The organism is Paraburkholderia guartelaensis, assembly GCF_004353905.1.
Taxonomy (GTDB): Bacteria; Pseudomonadota; Gammaproteobacteria; order Burkholderiales; family Burkholderiaceae; genus Paraburkholderia; species Paraburkholderia guartelaensis.
The window spans coordinates 190219-208133 of record NZ_SMOD01000014.1 but is presented as its reverse complement, the minus strand read 5'-3'; the positions used below and the strand labels follow the sequence as shown (position 1 = coordinate 208133).

Sequence of the window (17915 nt, the reverse complement as noted above, 5' to 3'; positions counted from 1 at the left end):
TCTGACAATGATTAACGATGTTATATACGAACGTATATTGCGATGCGTCAATTGTTTGACTATAGTGAAGTCGTCTCCTCCATGTCTCCATTGGCATGGTTCAAGCCCGCATTCGCTGCGGGCTTTTCTTTTTCCCGCCCCGCATTCTCACCGGACGCCGGATCACCCTTGGCTTGCCGGCTGCGGCCAGGCTCGGGCCGTCCGCTGGCATAATCTTCCCTTCGCCGTTTTCCAGCCCTCTTTGATCTCGCCGCTGCAATGAATCTGCATACCTGGTGGCTGTTCCTCGTCACCGTCTTCGTCGTCTGCGCCATCCCTGGTCCCAACATGTTGCTCATCATGTCGCACGGCGCGCAGTACGGACTGCGCCGCACGAGCGCGACCATGGCCGGTTGCCTATCCGCACTGATTCTGATGCTCGCCGTTTCGGCGGCCGGGCTCGGCGTGTTCCTGCAAGCGTGGCCGACCATGTTCAACGCACTGCGCTTCATCGGCGCCGCGTACCTCGTGTACCTGGGCATCAAGGCGTGGGGCGCACCCGTGCCCGAAGCCGCGGCCGACGTTGCCGAACGTGTGGCCGCGCGCCCCGTGCGCTCGCCGCTCGCGCTCTATCGCAACGGCTTTCTCGTCGGCGGCAGCAACCCGAAGGCGATCCTTTTCGCGGCGGCGCTTCTGCCGCAGTTCATCGACGCGACCCGGCCGGTGCTGCCGCAGTTCGGCGTGCTCGTTGCAACCTTCGCCGTGTGCGAAGTGAGCTGGTATCTCGTCTACGCGGGTTTCGGCACGCGCATCGGCGCAACGCTCAAGAGCCGCCGCGTGGCAAAGGCGTTCAACCGCGTGACGGGCGGTGTGTTCGTCGGGTTTGGCGCGATGATGGCTCTGATTCGGCAGTAGAGCTGGCCGGGCGGCGCGATGGTCGTGGCGCGCTTTCCCGGATGCATGCACCAGGTCGGCCAGCCGGTAGTCGCTGGTCCGACCTGTGGAGATGAGAAACACTTCCAATCACGCGCAAATTAGTCTGGACTACTACTGATATGTAGCTACCCTGCTCCAGGCCGAAGAGACTGGCATCGCACGTCGGCGAAGCCAGGGTTTTCCCACGTTATGCGAGTCTCGCATAGGGACATGCCACCCCCGCATCGTCCTTTTTTTGACCGCTTCTACCATCCGGTCTGACTCTGGTGTGAGGTGTGAGGCGTGATCCATCCCGCTACCAATCGAATTCGGAGTCGTGGGATCGCCCGCTTTGTTCAGTTCATCAACGAGCCGGTGAGTTAGCCGTTCCTTCCGTCTAAGGTCTCTTCCGTTTGCACACGATCATGAATAAATTCGCGCACCCCGTTTCGACTCAATTTCGTACGACCGTTGCAGCCGCACTGGCCATCTTCCTTGCCCTTCCACTCTATTGCGCGTCCGCCGCAGCCGCGGACACCGGCGCCGAACAACAAACAAATGCCACCAGCCAAGCAAAACAACTTCCACGCGTCGTCGTGCTTGCAACCGGAGGCACGATCTCGGGAACGGCGGATGCCCGTTCGGCAATCGGATACAACTCGGGCGAGCGCACCGGGAAGCAGCTGATCAAGGATGTACCTGGCATCGAGAAATTCGCCACGATCTCGGCGGAGCAGATTTCGAATATCGGCTCGCAAGACATGAACGACAAGGTCTGGTTTCAACTGGCCAAACGCATCAATGAGATTTTTGATCGCGGCGAGGCCGACGGTGTCGTGATCACGCATGGCACGGACACGATGGAGGAAACCGCGTTCTTTCTGAAGAACGTTATCCATTCCACCAAGCCTGTCGTGCTCGTGGGATCGATGCGACCGGGCGGTGTCACCAGTGCTGATGGGCCCAATAACCTCCTCGAAGCCGTTGAAGTTGCTGCCAGCCCGCAGTCGCAGGGGCGGGGCGTGATGGTGGTCATGAACGACACGATTCATGATCCGCGTTGGATCACCAAGACGAATACCACTTCCCTTCAGACGTTTCTGTCTCCCAACGCCGGGCCAATCGGCTACGTGGACCCGGCGTCGATCCGCTTCGTTGCGCCCGTTCTCGCCGCTCGCAAGCCTCCGTACACGCTGCCCGTAGACGGGCAACTGCCGCGGGTCGAGATCATCTTCGCGCACAGCAACATGGACGCGACACAGATCGACCATGCGATCGCAGACAAGGCGAAGGGGATCGTGATCGCCGGGGTCGGCGACGGCGACGTTTCCAATGCCGCCATGCTTGCCATGCAGCGTGCCGCAAAAATGGGCGTCGTTGTCGTCCGGTCCTCGCGGGTTGGATCGGGCTTCGTGAACCGCAACGTCGAAGTCGACGATGACAAGAGCGGGTTTGTCGCGTCCCTCGATCTCAATCCTGAGAAAGCCCGTTTGCTGACCCAACTGTTGATCGCCAATGGGATCACGTCGCCCGACCAGGTACAGGCAGCGTTTTCTGCGACTTACTGACCGCAACCGATGAGGATTGCGTCTGCATTGGGTTAGTGCGGGCGCAATTCGCGTCGACACCATCGCGAGCCTTCGCCAGGTCAGGCACAGTCCTCGACGCGACCTGGTGCAACGGTACCGGCGTAAGATCGGAGCTTCCCGAAAACGGCATTTCGCGTCCCAGAAGGCGGGCCATACGTATGGAAATCAAGTGGGTCGAGGACTTCATCGCTCTTGCTCAATACCAGAGCTTTTCACGCGCAGCGGAGTTCCGCAATGTGACCCAGTCCGGGTTCAGCCGGCGCATTCAATCGCTGGAGCAATGGGTCGGGGCGGAATTGATCGATCGCAGCAGCTTCCCTCCCGTGTTGACGCCCGCAGGACAACTCTTCCGCGAAGTCGCTGAAGATATCCTGAACAAACTCTTCGATACACGCGCCATCATCCGGACTGAAAAACGGATCGGCGGCAAGAGCCTCCAGATTGCCGCCGGCCACACCATCGCGCTGAATTTTCTGCCTGCGTGGCTCAAGGCGCTTTCCGCACACTTTGGGGACGTGCGCGCGCGCGTGGTACCGGCCAATGTGCACGACTCGATCCTGACGCTCGTGAATGGCAACTGCGAGTTGATGTTCGCCTACCACCACCCCGAACTGCCCTTGCATCTCGATCCCGCGAAGTATGAGCATCTCACGGTGGGTATCGACACGCTCATGCCTGCCAGCAGACCCAACCTGCGTTCCGCGCCGATGTATCGACTGCCGGGAACGGCAAAACAGCCATTGCCTCACATTTCATACACGGAAACGAGTTATTTCGGCCGCTGCCTTGCGGTGCTGCTCGCTCGAGCGCCCTCTGCGCCTTCCTTGTTGCTTCACTATGAATCGGACATGGCCGAGGTGCTCAAAAAAATGGTCATGGAAGGCGAAGGGATGGCGTGGCTGCCAAAGAGCGCGATAGCCGCGGAACTGGACGCGGGTGAACTCGTCCCTGCAGGCCCGACGCACTGGAATCTGGATATCGAGCTGCGCGTCTACCGCGACGCATCGAATCGCAGTGAGTTTCTCGATACGCTCTGGCAGCATCTTCGCGCGGTTCTACAGACCGGCGTCTAGGGTTTTCCCGCGTTATGCAAAATTCGCATACGCACATGCAACAACGGCATCATCGCTTCTTTTGGCACCCCTAATATGCCTCCCAACGCTTGGCCGAGGTCGCAGTCGATCTCGCTCCAGGCGTCTCTCAACGTACACCGGTCATGTCTCGACCACCTTGCGTCACTCAAGGACAGACGGAAATGAAAAATCGCCTCACCGTTTATATTGCCGTTGGCATGATACTGGGCGTCATTGCGGGCTACGCGTGCCACGCCAGCACATCCGACCCGGCGGCACTCAAAGCCATTGCAGGATACTTCTCGATCATCACGGACATCTTCCTGCGTCTCATCAAGATGATCATCGCGCCACTGGTGTTCGTCACGCTGGTGTCGGGCCTCGCCGGCATGGACAGCGGCCAGGACGTCGGCCGCATCGGTTTGCGTTCGGTGGGCTGGTTCGTTTGCGCGTCGCTGATTTCGCTTACGGTGGGCCTCGTCTTCGCCAATCTCCTGCAGCCGGGGGCTGGCCTGCACATGGTGGCGGGTACCGGTGAAGTCGATACCGGCCTGAATACCTCGGCGCTGAACTTCAGGGACGTCCTGACCCACGCCTTTCCCACCAGCCTGCTCGACGCCATGGCGCGTAACGATATCCTGCAGATCCTGGTCTTCTCTGTCTTCCTCGGCCTGGGTCTGAGCGCAACGAAGCGGGACGCGCGCGTCAAGGTCGTGATCGAGATGATTGAAGGCATGGTGCCCGTCATGCTGCGCGTGACGAACTACGTCATGCGTGCGGCGCCCTTCGGCGTGTTCGGTGCGATCGCTTCGGCGGTGACGCTGCGCGGCCTCGACGTCATCTACACGTATGGCAAGCTGATTGGCTCCTTCTATCTGGGGCTGGTCGTGCTGTGGGCGATCCTGGTTTTTGTCGGGTATTTGTTCCTCGGCCGTCGTGTCGGCGCCTTGCTCAAGGCGGTGCGCGAACCCGCCATGATCGCGTTTGCAACGGCGAGCAGCGAGGCGGCCTATCCGCGGCTGACCGAGCAGCTGGAGCGCTTTGGCGTCGACAAGAAAGTCGTCGGCTTCACGCTGCCGTTGGGCTATGCGTTCAATCTGGACGGCTCGATGATGTATCAGGCGTTTGCGGCCATCTTTATCGCCCAGGCGTTCGGGGTCAACATGCCGATCTCGCAGCAATTCTTCATGCTGCTCGTACTGATGCTCAGCAGCAAGGGCATGGCCAGCGTGCCGCGCGGCTCGGTGGTGGTGGTCGCCGCGGTGGCGCCGATGTTCCATTTGCCGGTCGAAGGGGTAGCCATGGTGCTCGCGATCGACCAGATCCTCGATATGGGCCGCACGATGACCAATGTGATCGGCAACAGCGTGGCGACCGCCGTGATCGCGAAGTGGGAAGGCGCGCGCGACAGCAACGCTTCCGACTTCATTGAGGATGGCGAACAGATTTTCGGTCCGGCGCAGGGTGGAGCGAAATGACTTCCGATGTCGCCGGCCACAAGCGCAAGTTCGGTATTGTCGGCGGCCTGGGGCCGCTGGCAAGCGCAGATGTCTTCTTCAAACTGGTGAAGGCGACGCCCGCATCGACCGATGCCGAGCACTTCGACGCAATCTTTCAGCAGTCGCCTTTTCCCAACTCGGGCTCCGGAAGCACCGCGACGACGGAACGCAAGCTGTATATCTTCGAGATGATCCGGGACTTCGAGAAGCGCGGCGTGACAACTGTGGTGCTGCCGTGCTTTCTCAGTCATACCTTCATCGACGAACTGCGCGCAAACACGCGCCTGCAGATCGTGGACATGATCGAGGCAGTTCGCAGCCATGTTCGGCGCAAGTTCCCGGGCGCAAGCCGTATCGGCATACTCGCCTCCGACTACACGCGGGAAAAGCGCTTGTTTGAACGGTACTTTGCGCCCCCCGAGTCCGAAGTCATCCACCCCCGATGCGACGAAGGATTCGATCCGGTTACGGAAGCGGTATATGGATCGGATGGTATCAAGAGCGGCAACCTGCGCGGGCGTCCGGTCGAACTGCTGCGCGAGGCTTGCCGGGATCTGGTCGAGCAAGGCGCCCAGGTGATCGTCCCCGGCATGACGGAAATCGCCCTGGTTGCGGATGAAATCGGCCTGCTGGGCGTGCCGCTCGTCGATGCCAACCTCGCGTATGCGCAGTACGTCGTCTCCGGCGGTTACGGTTCGCCGTCGCATGCCTTCAAGGTTGGGGTCGTGGGCGGTGTGGGTCCCGCGGCGACGGTCGATTTTCTGCAGAAGATTGTCCGCAATACGCCCGCCACGCGCGACCAGGACCACATCAAGCTGCTGGTCGAACAAAACCCGCAGATTCCGGATCGCACCGATAATCTAATTGGCGACGGCGCGGACCCAACGGTCTCGCTGTACGCGACGTGCAAGCGGCTCGAAGACGGCGGCGCGGATATCATCGCGATTCCGTGCAACACCGCGCATGCATTCGTCGAGCGCATCCAGCCGTACCTCAACATTCCGATTGTGAACATGTTGACGGTCACGGTTGGCTATCTGCGCGAGACGTATCCGGCGCTTCGTGATGTCGGCGTGCTCGCGACATCGGGCACGATCGAGAGCGGGGTCTATCGGAAGGCGCTCGAATCGCAGGATCTTCGTCAGGTCGTGCCCTCCCCTGCGCTACAGGAGCGCGTGATGGAAGCCATCTACGGCAAACATGGCGTCAAGGCGGGATTGACGACGGGGCAGTGTCAGGAGGACATCGCTGCCGCGATGGAAGGACTGATTGCCGAAGGCGTCGAAGTCGTCGTCCTTGGGTGCACTGAACTCCCGCTCCTGTTGACCGGGAGTGAATTCGTGGGCAGCGGCGGCGCGCGCGTCAGGCTGGTTGACCCGACCGACGTTCTCGCGCGACGATGCATCGCGTACGCATTGTCGGCGGACGCGACCCTCGCTTGACCCGAATACTCTCCAACGGAGCAAAGCAATGTCCAATCGTTCTGAACGCATCGAACACGACCTTCTCGGCGACCTTGCCGTGCCCAATGAAGTCTATTACGGAGTCCATACGCTTCGCGCGCTCGCCAATTTCCCGATTACCGGCATTCCAATCTCGACTTATCCGAATCTGGTCAACGCCCTGGCGTATGTGAAAGAGGCCGCGGCGATTGCGAACTGCGAGTTGCGGCTGCTCCCCGAGCACAAGATGAAGGCCATCGTTCACGCTTGCCAGCAAATTCGCCAGGGGGTTGCGCACGACCAGTTCGTCGTCGACGTGATTCAGGGCGGCGCCGGCACGTCGACCAACATGAACGCGAACGAGGTGATCGCCAATCTCGCGCTCGAACATCTTGGCCACGAACGAGGGGACTACGCGGCGCTGCACCCAAACGAAGATGTGAATCTGGGGCAAAGCACCAACGACGTTTACCCGACCGCGCTGAAAATCGCCACGCATATGGGCATCGCGCAACTGGTCGATGCGATGGGTGTCCTGCGCGCCTCGTTCGAACGGAAGGCAGTGGAGTTTCACGACGATCTGAAGATGGGGCGAACCCAGTTGCAGGACGCGGTCCCCATGACCCTGGGACAGGAGTTCAGCACCTTTGCAGTCATGCTCGAGGAAGATCAGGAACGTCTGAGGGAAGCGTCGAAACTGATTTGCGAAATCAACCTCGGCGCCACGGCGATCGGCACGGGCATCAACACGTCGCCCGACTATGCGCCGCTCGTCTGCCGCCATTTGGCGAGCGTGACGGGTATCCCTGTGACGACGTCGCCCAATCTCGTGGAGGCGACCCAGGACGTCGGCTCGTTCGTGCAACTGTCGGGCGTGCTCAAGCGCGTGGCGGTCAAGCTCTCGAAGACCTGCAATGACCTTCGCCTGCTTTCGAGCGGCCCGCGTGCAGGCCTTGGTGAAATCAACCTGCCGCCGGTTCAGGCGGGCTCCAGCATCATGCCGGGCAAGGTCAACCCGGTCATTCCGGAAGTCGTGAACCAGATCGCTTTCGAAGTCATCGGCAATGACGTGACGGTCACCTTTGCTGCGGAGGCCGGTCAATTGCAGTTGAATGCGTTCGAGCCGATCATTGCGCACAGCCTGTTCAAGAGCGTGGCGCACCTGCGTGCGGGATGTCTGACCCTGGCATCGAGATGCGTCGACGGGATCACGGCCAATCGCGAGCGGCTTCGCTCGCTCGTTGAAAATTCGATCGGCATCGTGACTGCGCTGAATCCGTACATCGGCTATACCAATGCGACCCAGGTAGCCCAGGAAGCACTCGTATCGGGAAGGAGTGTCGCCGACATTGTCATCGAGAGAGGCTTGCTCACGCGGGCGCAACTCGAAGACATTCTCAAGCCCACGATGCTGACGCAGCCGAGGCATCACCTGCCGCTTGCGTAGTTAGCGTACGCCGCGAGGCGAGCACCGCCAGCGTATTCTAGTTGCGACCTTGCGTACGGTAGAGTTCGTTGGCGCGGCTAAGATGGGCGCGCATCGCCGCCTCGGCGGCGTCGCCGTCACGGGCGGCGATCGCATCGACGATGCGTTGATGTTCGGTGAGCGTGAGTTCCTCGACGCCTGGCGCACGCACGAGCGGCTGGTAGTATTCGCCCGCCCAACGAAACAGCGACTCCACGATCGAAGGGAAAATCGGATTGCCGCTGATCTTCGCAATTTCGCGGTGGAACGCCATGTCCCTCTCGATGAATTCCGCGAGATTGACCATGGACGCGCGATGCTGCGCCACGCTCAACTGAAGCCGTGCGACGTCTTCTTCCGTGGCCCGCTCGGCCGCCATGCGTGCGGTGCCGGTCTCGAGAAAAAGCCGCGCGTGCTTGAGGTGCTCAAGCATGTCCGGTTGGGTGCGCAGCAGATGCAGCGCGCCGCCGGCGATCTGGGCAATCAGGCGGTCTGCGGTCGGCACGACCACGCGGGCGCGCTCACCATGCACGATCTCGACGATGCCGGAACGCTCGAGCGCCTGCAGCGCTTCGCGCACCGCCGGCCGGCCGACGCCGTAAATCTCCATCAACTCGCGCTCGGACGGCAACTGCGCGCCGGGCGCGATTTCGCCCGCACGAATGCGTTCCATGAGCCGGTCGACGACTTCCTGGTATAGCTTGCGACGTGGAATGATCTCGCCCATTGCATTGGTGCTGTAAACGTCTGGTGTAATGACAATACCACACCGCGCCGCCGGCCACCACGTCACCGCTGGATCACTTCGCCTGCCCTTCGCGCACGGCGCCAAAGAAGTCGGCCTGGCCGATCTGTCCGCCCTTGAGCACGATTTCGAGGCCATCGCGCCCAGCAGCGCTCGACCATGCCCTGCAAAGCGGCGCACCGGGCGCCACGCCCGCCGCCACGCTGAGCGCATCGATGCCCAGCGCGCTCGCGACCTCGCCCGAACTGTCACCGCCCGCAACGACCACGCGAGAAACGCCGGTGCGATCGAGCATGCGCCGCATCACCTCCGCGAGCGCGCGGCCGACCTCGCGGGCGGCGTCCTGGCGCGTGCGTCCGCAGCGCCGCGCGATCTCGTCGAAGCCGCGCACGACCGGGTCGTCCGGACCTTCCGCGCTGTGCACGACAGCGCTGCAGCCGCGGCGAATGGCATGTGCAGCCACCTCCGCGGCCCGTTCGATTTCAGCGGGGCCCGCCTGCCGATCGAGAGCACGCGCAAGGTCGAGCCGATCCACGTAAAAACCGTGCTGGCGTGCCCAGCCAATCTGCGCCGCGGTGACCGGCGAACAACTGCCGCTCACCACGCCAATCGCATCGACCGGACGCGCCGCGGGCAACGACGGCGCAGCGGGCAGCCAGCCTCGCGAGCGCCAGTACGCGGCAAGCGCGTACTGGAGGCCCGATGACGAAGCCGTGAACACTCCTTCGCCGCGCGCTTCCCAAACGAGGCGGCCCGCTTCTGTCAACGTTTCGTCGTCGAGCACATCGATCAACACGACGGGGGTATCTTCCGCGGATAGCATGCCCACGCGTAAGGCACTATCCCCGGCGCGCAACTGAAGCATGTCGACGAGTTCGATGCGGCGTGCCGTCTGCCGCGCGAGATGGCGGCGCAGATCCGCTTCGTCCATCGGCGTCACGGGGTGGCGCGACATCGTCGGATGACGGTCGAGGCGATAGCCGACGCCGTCGACGGCTGCGAAGAGATTGCCGAACACCTGATAGCGTTTGAGGCGCGGCGCGCCGATCACCATCGGCGACCAGCTCCCCGGCATGTACTGCGTGCCGATGTCGATCGCGGCGCCAATCGAACCCACCTCGGGCGACGAATCGAACGTGGAGCACACCTTGTACTGCAGCACCGGCGGGCCAAGCGCGGCGAGGCTCGCGAACGCTTGCGGCAGCGCTTCGCGCATCCACGCGGCGCTGCGCCCGCGCGACGATCCCGCGATACCCACGCAGCGCGCCTCGGGAAAGCGCGCGAGCGCCTCGGGCGCTGGCGTGTCGAGAAAAAGGATGGTGGGGATGCCCGCGGCCGTCATGGCCTCCATCGCATCGGTCGACCCCGTGAAGTCGTCGCCGTAATACGCGAGCAGCAGGCCGTCGGGCAGGGACGCGTTGTTTGTTTCAGCCATCCCGCTGCTCACTTCCAGAAGCCGAGCGCGGCACGCAATGACGGATGCCTTTGCGCGTGCTGCTCCAGCGGTATGCCTTCGATGGCGGCACACCAGGCTTCGCGCAACGCATCGACGCCCGCCGCGACGCCCTGGGGGTGTCCGAATATGCCGCCGCCCGCCGTGTGGATGAGATCCGCGCAGCCGAGTGCAGCGTAGGTATCGGCGGCCTGCAGGCCGGTCTGCCCCGAGCTGAAAACAGGCATGGCCGGCATGGGGGCGCTCGCCATCACCGGCGCGAGCACGGCGCGCGCCGCGGCGATCACGCTGTCGTCGGGTTCGCTGAACTTGTTGCGCAAGCCGTTCACGTGCATGTGGTCCGCTCCGGCGAGACGCCAGATCATCTGCCACGGCGCGTAGTCCCAACCGAGCGCCGGACTGCGCGAGAGATAGCCCCAGCCCGCCCGATGCGCGTGGATAGGCAACTGCGAATGCCGCCGCAATTCATGCAGGCCCACGATACCCACGGAATTGAGCACCGCCATTACGCACGTTCCGCCATGCGCGAGCACGAGATCGTGGCGCCGGCGCATCTGGTCGAGGTCGCCCGTGAGATTGAACGCCACCATCGCCTTCTTGCCGGTGCGATCGGCGTGCTCGTTGACGACGCGCATCACGGCCTTCACGCGTTCGTCGAAGGGACAATGGGAGCCGTCGGCCTGTAGTTCGTCATCCTTGATAAAGTCGATGCCACCCTGCACGAGCTCACGCACCTGCTGTGCGGTTTCATCGGGCGAGAGCCCCACACTCGGCTTGATGATCGTGCCGATCAGCGGACCGTGCGCCACGCCCGTGAGCCGCCGCGTGCCCTCGATGCCGAACGCTGGCCCTGGATAGGCCGCCGCGAACGACTCAGGCAGTCGCAGCCCGGTGAGCCTCAGGCCCGACACCTGGCGCAGCTCGAACAGGTTGCCCGCAACGGTCGACATCAGATTTGGCAGCGACGCGCCGAAATTCTCGATCGGCCAGGAGAGTTCGAGCGTGCAGCGCGTGTACGTGTCTGAGCGCATGCCGCCGGGCAGGCTCGGCGCATCCACGGTTTCGAGCACGTCGAGGCGCTCGACCCGCGCGCCCGAGCGCGCCTTCAGCTCGGGGGTTTCGTTTGGCAGTGCGACGAAAGTGCCGCTCGACTGCTCTCCGGCGATGACGTCGGCGGCACGCCGCGGATCATCACCGGTTTCCAGCCAGTAAGTCGCGTGAATACGTTCGGTCACGGTGCGATTCCTGTTTCGGGTCACGTGATACGGCGAATGCTCTCGGCGATTTCGGCGCGGTCGAATACGCCCTTCCAATCGTCGCGCATGAGGCGCGGCTTGCCGAATTCGATCGCCTTGTTGCAGGCGTCGGAGAACGCACCGGGTATCTCGTTGAAGATCACCGCGCTCAGGATGTTCATGTGGCCGAGCAGGAAGTCGCGCGCAGCTTCCTTGGGCACACCGCGCTGGATGGTCTCGTCCATCGCTTCTCGCATCACGTACAGCAGCGTCGCGCAGACGGTTTCGGAAAGACCCGGCTCCAGCATCGCCATCTGGTCCACGCTCAGGCGATACGAGCGCAGGATCGGCGCGTAGATCGTTTTCGCCACATCCTCGCCGAGATCGAACGCCGAGTCCGGGCCCTGCATCAGCGCGCTCGTGATCGACTGCTTTGCGTATGCGCCACCGAAATGATCGTGAAGTGACTTTTCATCGACATCGTAGTTAAAGATGATCGGATGGCACGGATGCGCAACGAAGTACGTGAGATCGGGCCGCTCCGGCAGATGGCCCGCAAACGGCGCGGCCGCGTCGAGCGTCATCACCATCGTGCCGGCCTTCAGCATGGGCGAGATTTCGTGGCTCAGCTTGCCGATCAGCGTATCGGGCACGGCGAGGATGACGACCTGCGCGCCATCGAGCGCCGCTTCGACTGGCACGCAGTCAATGTTCAGTTCGTCCTTGAGGCGTTTGCGGCCTGCCTCGCCGACTTCGACGTGCGCCACGCGGTAGTCCGACTTCTGCAGGTTGCCCGAAAGGCGAAAGCCCATCTTTCCGCCCGCGCCAAAGAGCGCAATTTTCTCTTTCATGTCCATCCTCCTTGCCAGGTCCGTGAGTCCAGGTTCGATCAATTCGCAGCGAGCGCGCGCTCGCGCTCACGCGATGCGCGCGGCTCGCGGGCAAAGGCCAGCGCGAGCACGGCGCTCAGCAGCATCAAGGCGCCGACGACGAACATCGGCGCGTGGTAAGAGCCGGTTGCATCGTGCATGGCGCCCGTCACGTAAGGGGCGACGAAGCCCGCCACATTGCCGACCGTGTTGATGAGCGCGATGCCCGCAGCGGCGCCCGCGCCCGAGAGCGAGCGGGCCGGCAGCGTCCAGAAGCACGGCAGCGCGGCGAACACGGCGCAGGCCGTCACCGTGATGACGGCGATGCTTGCGGCCGGCGACTTCATGTAGAGCGCGAGCGGAATGCTCAGCGCGCCGAGCAGCGCAGGAATCCCGACGTGCCAGCCGCGCACGCCGCGGCGCGTGGCGTCGCGGCTCCAGACGAAGAGTGCGATGGCGGCGGGCAGATACGGAATGGCCGTAATGAGCCCCTTCTGGAACACGTTGAAGTGTGTGCCGAACTGCCCTTCGAATCCGCCGATGATGGTCGGCAGGAAAAACGCGAGCGCATAGAGGCCGTAGACGAGCCCGAAGTACATCAGCGAAAACATCCACACGCGAGGGCTCAGCAAGGCCGCTCCCGCATGCGCGCCGTGGCGCACGGCGCCCGCTTCTTTCGTGCGCGCCTCCGCTTCGAGTTCCGCGTTGAGCCACGCCTGTTCGTCGCGTGTGAGCCAACGCGCCTGCGAGGGACGGTCGCTCAGATAGAACCACGCGATCACGCCCACCACAATGGCCGGCAAAGCCACGCCGATGAACATCACGCGCCACCCCGCGAGCCCGAACAAGCCATGCGCTCCGATGAGCAGCGCGGCGAACGGCGCACCGATCACGATGGTGAGCGGTTGCGCGAGATAGAACAGCGCGAGGATATGGCTGCGATGGCGCTGCGGGACCCAGTTGCTGAGAAAGAGGATCGCGCCGGGGAAAAAGCCCGCCTCCGCCACGCCCAGCAGGAAGCGCAGCACGTAGAGCGAGGTCGCGCTGTTGACCCACGCAAGCAGGAGCGCGACCACGCCCCACGTCACCATGATGCGCGCGAGCCAGCGGCGCGCGCCGTAGCGATGCAGCGCCAGGTTGCTCGGCACTTCGAGAAAGATGTAGCCGATGAAGAACACGCCCGCCGCGAAACCGAACTGCGCCGCGTCGAGACCGAGGTCGTGCGCCATGCCGTTCGGGCCGGCAAACGAGATCGCGGTGCGGTCGAGGAAGTTGATGAAGAACATCAAGGCGACGAACGGCACGAGGCGCAGCGAGACCTTGCGGATCGTCGGACGTTCGAAAGCGGATTCGGCTTTTCCTGAAACGGCTTGCATGCGTTTGCTCCCGCGAGATGATCTGCTGCCGGGGCAACAGATCATATGTGCTGGTATGATGAGTAGACCATCATGACGGAACGACTACACCTGGTATTTCCACCGACATGCGTGCATGCCGTTACGCAAACACCTCGCGCGAAGACGCGAACACACAGGCAAACGGACGCAGCGTTACCGGAACGCCGGGCGACAGCGTCCACGGCGAGGGCGCGCCGGGTCGTCCGCTCGACGAGCATTCGTCGAGGCTCGTCGCAAGCAGCGACGTGTGTATTGCCTCGTCGAATTCGAGCTGAACCTCGCGTGGCTCGCTCGTCAGATTGGCCAGCACGACTTCGATCGCGCCGTCGGCGTGACGTACTGCAAGACACGCGATACCGGCGGCATCTTCGCTTCGCGTGACGCGCAAACGCACCGCTCCCGCCACGCGAGCCAATGCCTTCGCGACATCGAGAACCGGATAGCGTGCGGGCGTGTCGGCTTGCACATCGGCAAGCCCGCGCGGCCCCGTCAAGGCACCGAGCGTGAGCGTTTCGATTCCCGCGCCTTCGAGCGCAGCCGCATATCCGGCGAGCCAGGCCGCACCGAATAACGCGTGCTGGCGCGGATCGTCGGCGGCCATGGCCACGCGTTCGCCAGCGGGATTCGGCATCACGCGCGAACCGTACGGGTTCTGCCGCATGCCGATCGAGACCGGCCCGATCGCGTAGGGCTGCCCACCGATCAGCGCGCGGCAAGAGCGTGTGATGTGGGGAATGGCCTCGAGCGTCTGCATCACACTGCGATCGTCGGCGGCGTGCACGATGGGACACGTCGCGTGGGTAACCCAGTCGACCATGTCGAGCGGCGGCCGCTTGCGGTTCAGCTCCGTGAAGTAGCTCAGCATGCCGCCGCCAAGGCGTAGCTTGGGGAACGCACGGCGCGCCTCGCGATAGACCTCGTCGAGCGCGGGACACGGCGGGCTCACGCTGCCCGGCGGGTTCGACTGCCGATGCACGGCCGGGCTCACGACGAGGCCCGTCAACGCGAGACCCGCCTGATCGATCTGGGCGGCTAGACGCGCGAGTTCCGCACGCGGCGCCTCCACACCCGGCAACGCAAACTCCAGCACGGCCGCCACGCCGCTTTTGCGCTGCAGCTGCGCAAAGCGCTCAAGCTCGGCCACGCCATCGCCCGCAAGCGGGTCGAAGCTCAGCGTCAATTGCTGCGGCCCAAGCTCTGCGAGCAACGCGAGATTCGCGAGCGCCGATGCAGCATCGTGTGCAGCAATCGCTACGCCGATCGCCGGCATGGTTTCGTGCTGCACGAGATTTCCAGAAGCGATTTCGATCTTGTCGGCATGCGCCTCTCGTGTGGCTTCTGCTCGCCCCGTCGTCTGATGCGTACCCGCCACGCTTAGTGTCACCGTCTGCGCGAACGCCGCGCCCTTTTCCAGCGTATAGGGCCACGGCAGTTCAAGCGGGCGTGAATAGGTCTTGAACGAAGCATCGGACCAGTTGCGCTGGTCTTCCATTTCGAACACATCGCCCGTGAAGGTGCAACGCACCGTCAATCCATTCGCCAGATCATGTTCGATTGCCGCGATGTCCTTGAAGGGCTGCCATGGATCGATCAGCGCCGGGAAGGCCGCGCTTTCGCGACTGCCATCGCCGTGCTCCACGCGCGCGGGCGCACCGGCTACGCCTTCGATGGGATGGAGCACGCAAAATCCGCAGCGGGCCGCGAGAAAGTCAGAATACACAGTGACGTCGCTGCGAAACGAGAGCGCGCCATGGCCAGATGCATCGATGGCAATTGCAAAGCTGAGCGCATCTCCGTCCGGATTCGCGCAGCGTGCCTCGTACGCAACGTGAAAACCGCCCACCGTCTCTTCGACGTCGATGCGCTCGATGTCGGGGCGGCACGTGCCCCAGTCCTTGTCCCGCACGAGAAACGAGACGGCGCGTATGACTTCGGTGCCTTGATAGCGGATGTCACGCAATGCGCCGTCGATCAGCCACGCCGACCACGGTCCCGCTTCGAGGCGGCGCGCCGGGGTCACTGGCTGCTCCGTGCCGTAGTAGACCGCGTTGTTCATACCTTCGCTCATGACGCCGCCTCTCCCGGCACGACGCTGCGCCCCTCGCGCGCCGAAAGATACGTAGCCTCCACAAGCTCAAGCGTACGCAGATTGTCGCGACCGCTCGTGGCCGGCTCGACGCCGCGCCGCAGGCAATCCACCCAGTGCGACTGGATGCTGACCACGCTGCCCTGGATCGCTACCCAGGGCTCGCTCGTCCATGAGAGCGCACGCGGTGCGACGCTGCGCAGTTCCGTGCCGCCACGCGTGTGGATCTGCAACTGGTAGTCGGCGAAGAGCCGCAGCGAGCCCCCGGCGCCGTCGACTTCGATGAGCGTCTGCGGAAAGAGCTCGCGCGGCAACTGCGTCGCGTAGCTGCAATCCACCACGCTGCTCACGCCGCTTTCATGTGCGAGCAGGATCGTCGCGACGTCCTCGCCGCGAATCGAAGGGTTCACGCGCGCGGTCGTGGCGCTCACACGCGCCACGTCGCCGAACAGGAAGCGCGCGACGTCGAGAATGTGTATGCCGAGATCTTCGACGATGAAGCGCTCGCCCTGCGCCAGATAGGGCTGACCGCTAAACACATCATATGCAGAACGAAACGACACGCGCCCCCAGAACGGCTGCCCGATCGCGCCCTCGCGCAGCGCCCTTCCCACGGCCTGAATCGCGCGCTGCCAGCGAAAGTTTTCGTGCACCATCAGCGGCACGCCGGCTTCGTGACACGTTTGAACCATTGCGCGCGCATCGGTGAGCGAGGAAGCGAACGGCTTCTGGCAGATCGTGGCCACGCCGGCCGCCGCCGCAAGCTCCACGAGCGCGCGGTGACTCGGCACGGTGGTCGCGATATCGACGAAGTCGAGCCGCTCTTCGCGCAGCATCGTGGCCGCGTCCGTGTAACGCCGCTCGATGCCAAACCGGTCGCCGACTTCATCGAGCCGCGTACGGTTCGCGTCACACAGCGCGACGATCCGTGCGCCGTCGATGTCCTGCCACGCATGCAGATGATTGAGCGAGAAGAATCCGCAGCCGATCAACGCGCCCCTCAATTGCGCCGGTGCTGCACTCGTGGTCACACTCATCGGTCACGCCCCCGTTGCAGCCTGCTTTTGCAGCGCAAAGCGCTGCTGCGCGCGCCGCTGGATCTGGTCGACGACCACCGCCGCCACGATGACGACGCCCTTGATCACGGTCTGCCAGAACGAACTCACACCCATCATCACGAGCCCATCCGAAAGCATGCCGATCACGAACGCGCCGACGATGGTGCCGCCGATCTTGCCGCGTCCGCCCGACATCGACGTGCCGCCCAGCACGGCCGCCGCGATCGCGTTGAGTTCGAACGTCTCGCCGCTCATGGGGTGCGAAGCGACGAGTTCGGACGAAATGATCAACCCGACGATCGCCGCGCAGAAGCCGGAAAACATATAGACGAACATCTTCACGCGATTGACGCGTACACCCGACAGCTGGGCGGCGCGCTCGTTGGCGCCGACCGCGTAGATCTGCCGGCCGAGCGGCGTGCGCGCGGCGATATACGCGGCGACCACGCCCACCACGACGAGCAACCACACCGTGAGCGGGATGCCAAGTATCGTCGCGCTGCCGAGAACGGGGAAGCCGCTCGTACCATAGGCTGGATTGCCCGTGAGGTTCGGGAAGGTCTCGCCGCCCGAGGACAGCAACGCTGCGCCTCGCGCGATATAGAGCGTGCCGAGCGTCGCGATGAACGGCGCGACGTTCAGCCGGGTGATGAGCAGGCCGTTGATCGCGCCTACCAGCACGCCCACGATCAGCGCCACGACGATCACGGCAGGCACGCTCAGAAAGAGCGTGTACTCGCTGCCGATGGGAATGCCCTTGAGGATGAGCCCGCCTGCCACCATGCCCGTCAGCCCCACGACCGAGCCCACCGAAAGGTCGATGCCGCCCGCCACGATCACAAACGTCATGCCGATCGCGAGGAAGGCATTGAGCGCGACGTGCCGCGACATGATGAGCAGGTTCTCGATGCTCAGAAAGTTATGGGCAGCGAACGAAAAGAAGACCACGACCGCGAACAATGCGATGAACGTGCGCAGCTTCAGCAGCAGGAGCAGCGGCGCCTCGCTGAAGCTCGCTCCGGGTGCCGTGCTCTTGATGGCCAGCGACATGAATGCTCTCCAGATGAATGCAGGCTAAACGTTGGAACCGAGACAACTGTTGTTGAACGC

Annotated in this window: 14 protein-coding genes; 6 read left to right on the top strand and 8 right to left on the bottom strand. The window is 63.4% G+C overall.

Annotated features, from left to right (window positions below):
• Nucleotides 1-258 precede the first annotated feature (258 nt).
• The 6 genes from E1N52_RS20250 (at nucleotide 259) to aspA (ending at nucleotide 7944) form a co-directional block, all read left to right on the top strand.
• Nucleotides 259-894, top strand: coding sequence for a LysE family translocator (locus E1N52_RS20250; protein WP_133184509.1), 636 nt, complete (start codon nucleotides 259-261; stop codon nucleotides 892-894).
• A 425-nt stretch (nucleotides 895-1319) separates the two neighbouring features.
• Nucleotides 1320-2462 (top strand): asparaginase, encoded by a 1143-nt coding sequence (locus E1N52_RS20245; protein ID WP_133184508.1) that lies wholly within the window; start codon nucleotides 1320-1322, stop codon nucleotides 2460-2462.
• Between the two features lie 179 nt (nucleotides 2463-2641).
• Nucleotides 2642-3556 (top strand): LysR substrate-binding domain-containing protein, encoded by a 915-nt coding sequence (locus E1N52_RS20240; RefSeq protein ID WP_133184507.1) that lies wholly within the window; start codon nucleotides 2642-2644, stop codon nucleotides 3554-3556.
• Nucleotides 3557-3738: 182 nt separating this feature from the next.
• On the top strand, nucleotides 3739-5034 hold the full coding sequence (locus tag E1N52_RS20235; RefSeq protein ID WP_133184506.1) for a dicarboxylate/amino acid:cation symporter: 1296 nt from the start codon (nucleotides 3739-3741) through the stop codon (nucleotides 5032-5034).
• Nucleotides 5031-6497 carry a cysteate racemase gene (gene cuyB, locus E1N52_RS20230; RefSeq protein WP_133184505.1) on the top strand — a complete coding sequence of 489 codons (1467 nt, stop codon included), beginning with the start codon at nucleotides 5031-5033 and terminating at the stop codon, nucleotides 6495-6497. The genes E1N52_RS20235 and cuyB overlap by 4 nt, the downstream gene beginning before the upstream one ends.
• A 28-nt stretch (nucleotides 6498-6525) precedes the next feature.
• Entirely contained in the window at nucleotides 6526-7944 is a 1419-nt protein-coding gene (gene aspA / locus E1N52_RS20225; protein ID WP_133184504.1) for an aspartate ammonia-lyase, read from the top strand.
• 37 nt (nucleotides 7945-7981) lie between these two features.
• Here the strand turns inward: aspA and E1N52_RS20220 are convergent, their stop codons facing one another.
• From E1N52_RS20220 to E1N52_RS20185, 8 genes are all read right to left on the bottom strand, one after another.
• Nucleotides 7982-8689, bottom strand: coding sequence for a transcriptional regulator NanR (locus E1N52_RS20220; protein WP_133184503.1), 708 nt, complete (start codon nucleotides 8687-8689; stop codon nucleotides 7982-7984).
• A 73-nt stretch (nucleotides 8690-8762) separates the two neighbouring features.
• Nucleotides 8763-10142, bottom strand: coding sequence for a 3-oxo-isoapionate kinase OiaK (gene oiaK, locus E1N52_RS20215; protein WP_133184502.1), 1380 nt, complete (start codon nucleotides 10140-10142; stop codon nucleotides 8763-8765).
• Nucleotides 10143-10150: 8 nt separating this feature from the next.
• Entirely contained in the window at nucleotides 10151-11395 is a 1245-nt protein-coding gene (locus E1N52_RS20210; protein WP_133184501.1) for a ribulose-bisphosphate carboxylase large subunit family protein, read from the bottom strand.
• 20 nt (nucleotides 11396-11415) lie between these two features.
• A complete protein-coding gene (locus E1N52_RS20205) occupies nucleotides 11416-12246 on the bottom strand; it encodes a phosphogluconate dehydrogenase C-terminal domain-containing protein (protein WP_133184500.1) in 831 nt (276 codons plus the stop codon).
• Nucleotides 12247-12284: 38 nt separating this feature from the next.
• A complete protein-coding gene (locus tag E1N52_RS20200; protein ID WP_133184499.1) occupies nucleotides 12285-13640 on the bottom strand; it encodes an MFS transporter in 1356 nt (451 codons plus the stop codon).
• A gap of 121 nt (nucleotides 13641-13761) precedes the next feature.
• Nucleotides 13762-15729, bottom strand: coding sequence for a D-apionate lactonase (gene apnL, locus E1N52_RS20195; protein ID WP_133184498.1), 1968 nt, complete (start codon nucleotides 15727-15729; stop codon nucleotides 13762-13764).
• Nucleotides 15726-16784 carry a Gfo/Idh/MocA family protein gene (locus E1N52_RS20190; protein WP_133184497.1) on the bottom strand — a complete coding sequence of 353 codons (1059 nt, stop codon included), beginning with the start codon at nucleotides 16782-16784 and terminating at the stop codon, nucleotides 15726-15728. The genes apnL and E1N52_RS20190 overlap by 4 nt, the downstream gene beginning before the upstream one ends.
• 3 nt (nucleotides 16785-16787) lie before the next feature.
• Nucleotides 16788-17855: an ABC transporter permease gene (locus tag E1N52_RS20185; protein ID WP_069266467.1), complete on the bottom strand. Its 1068-nt coding sequence runs from the start codon at nucleotides 17853-17855 to the stop codon at nucleotides 16788-16790.
• Between the last annotated feature and the right edge of the window lie 60 nt (nucleotides 17856-17915).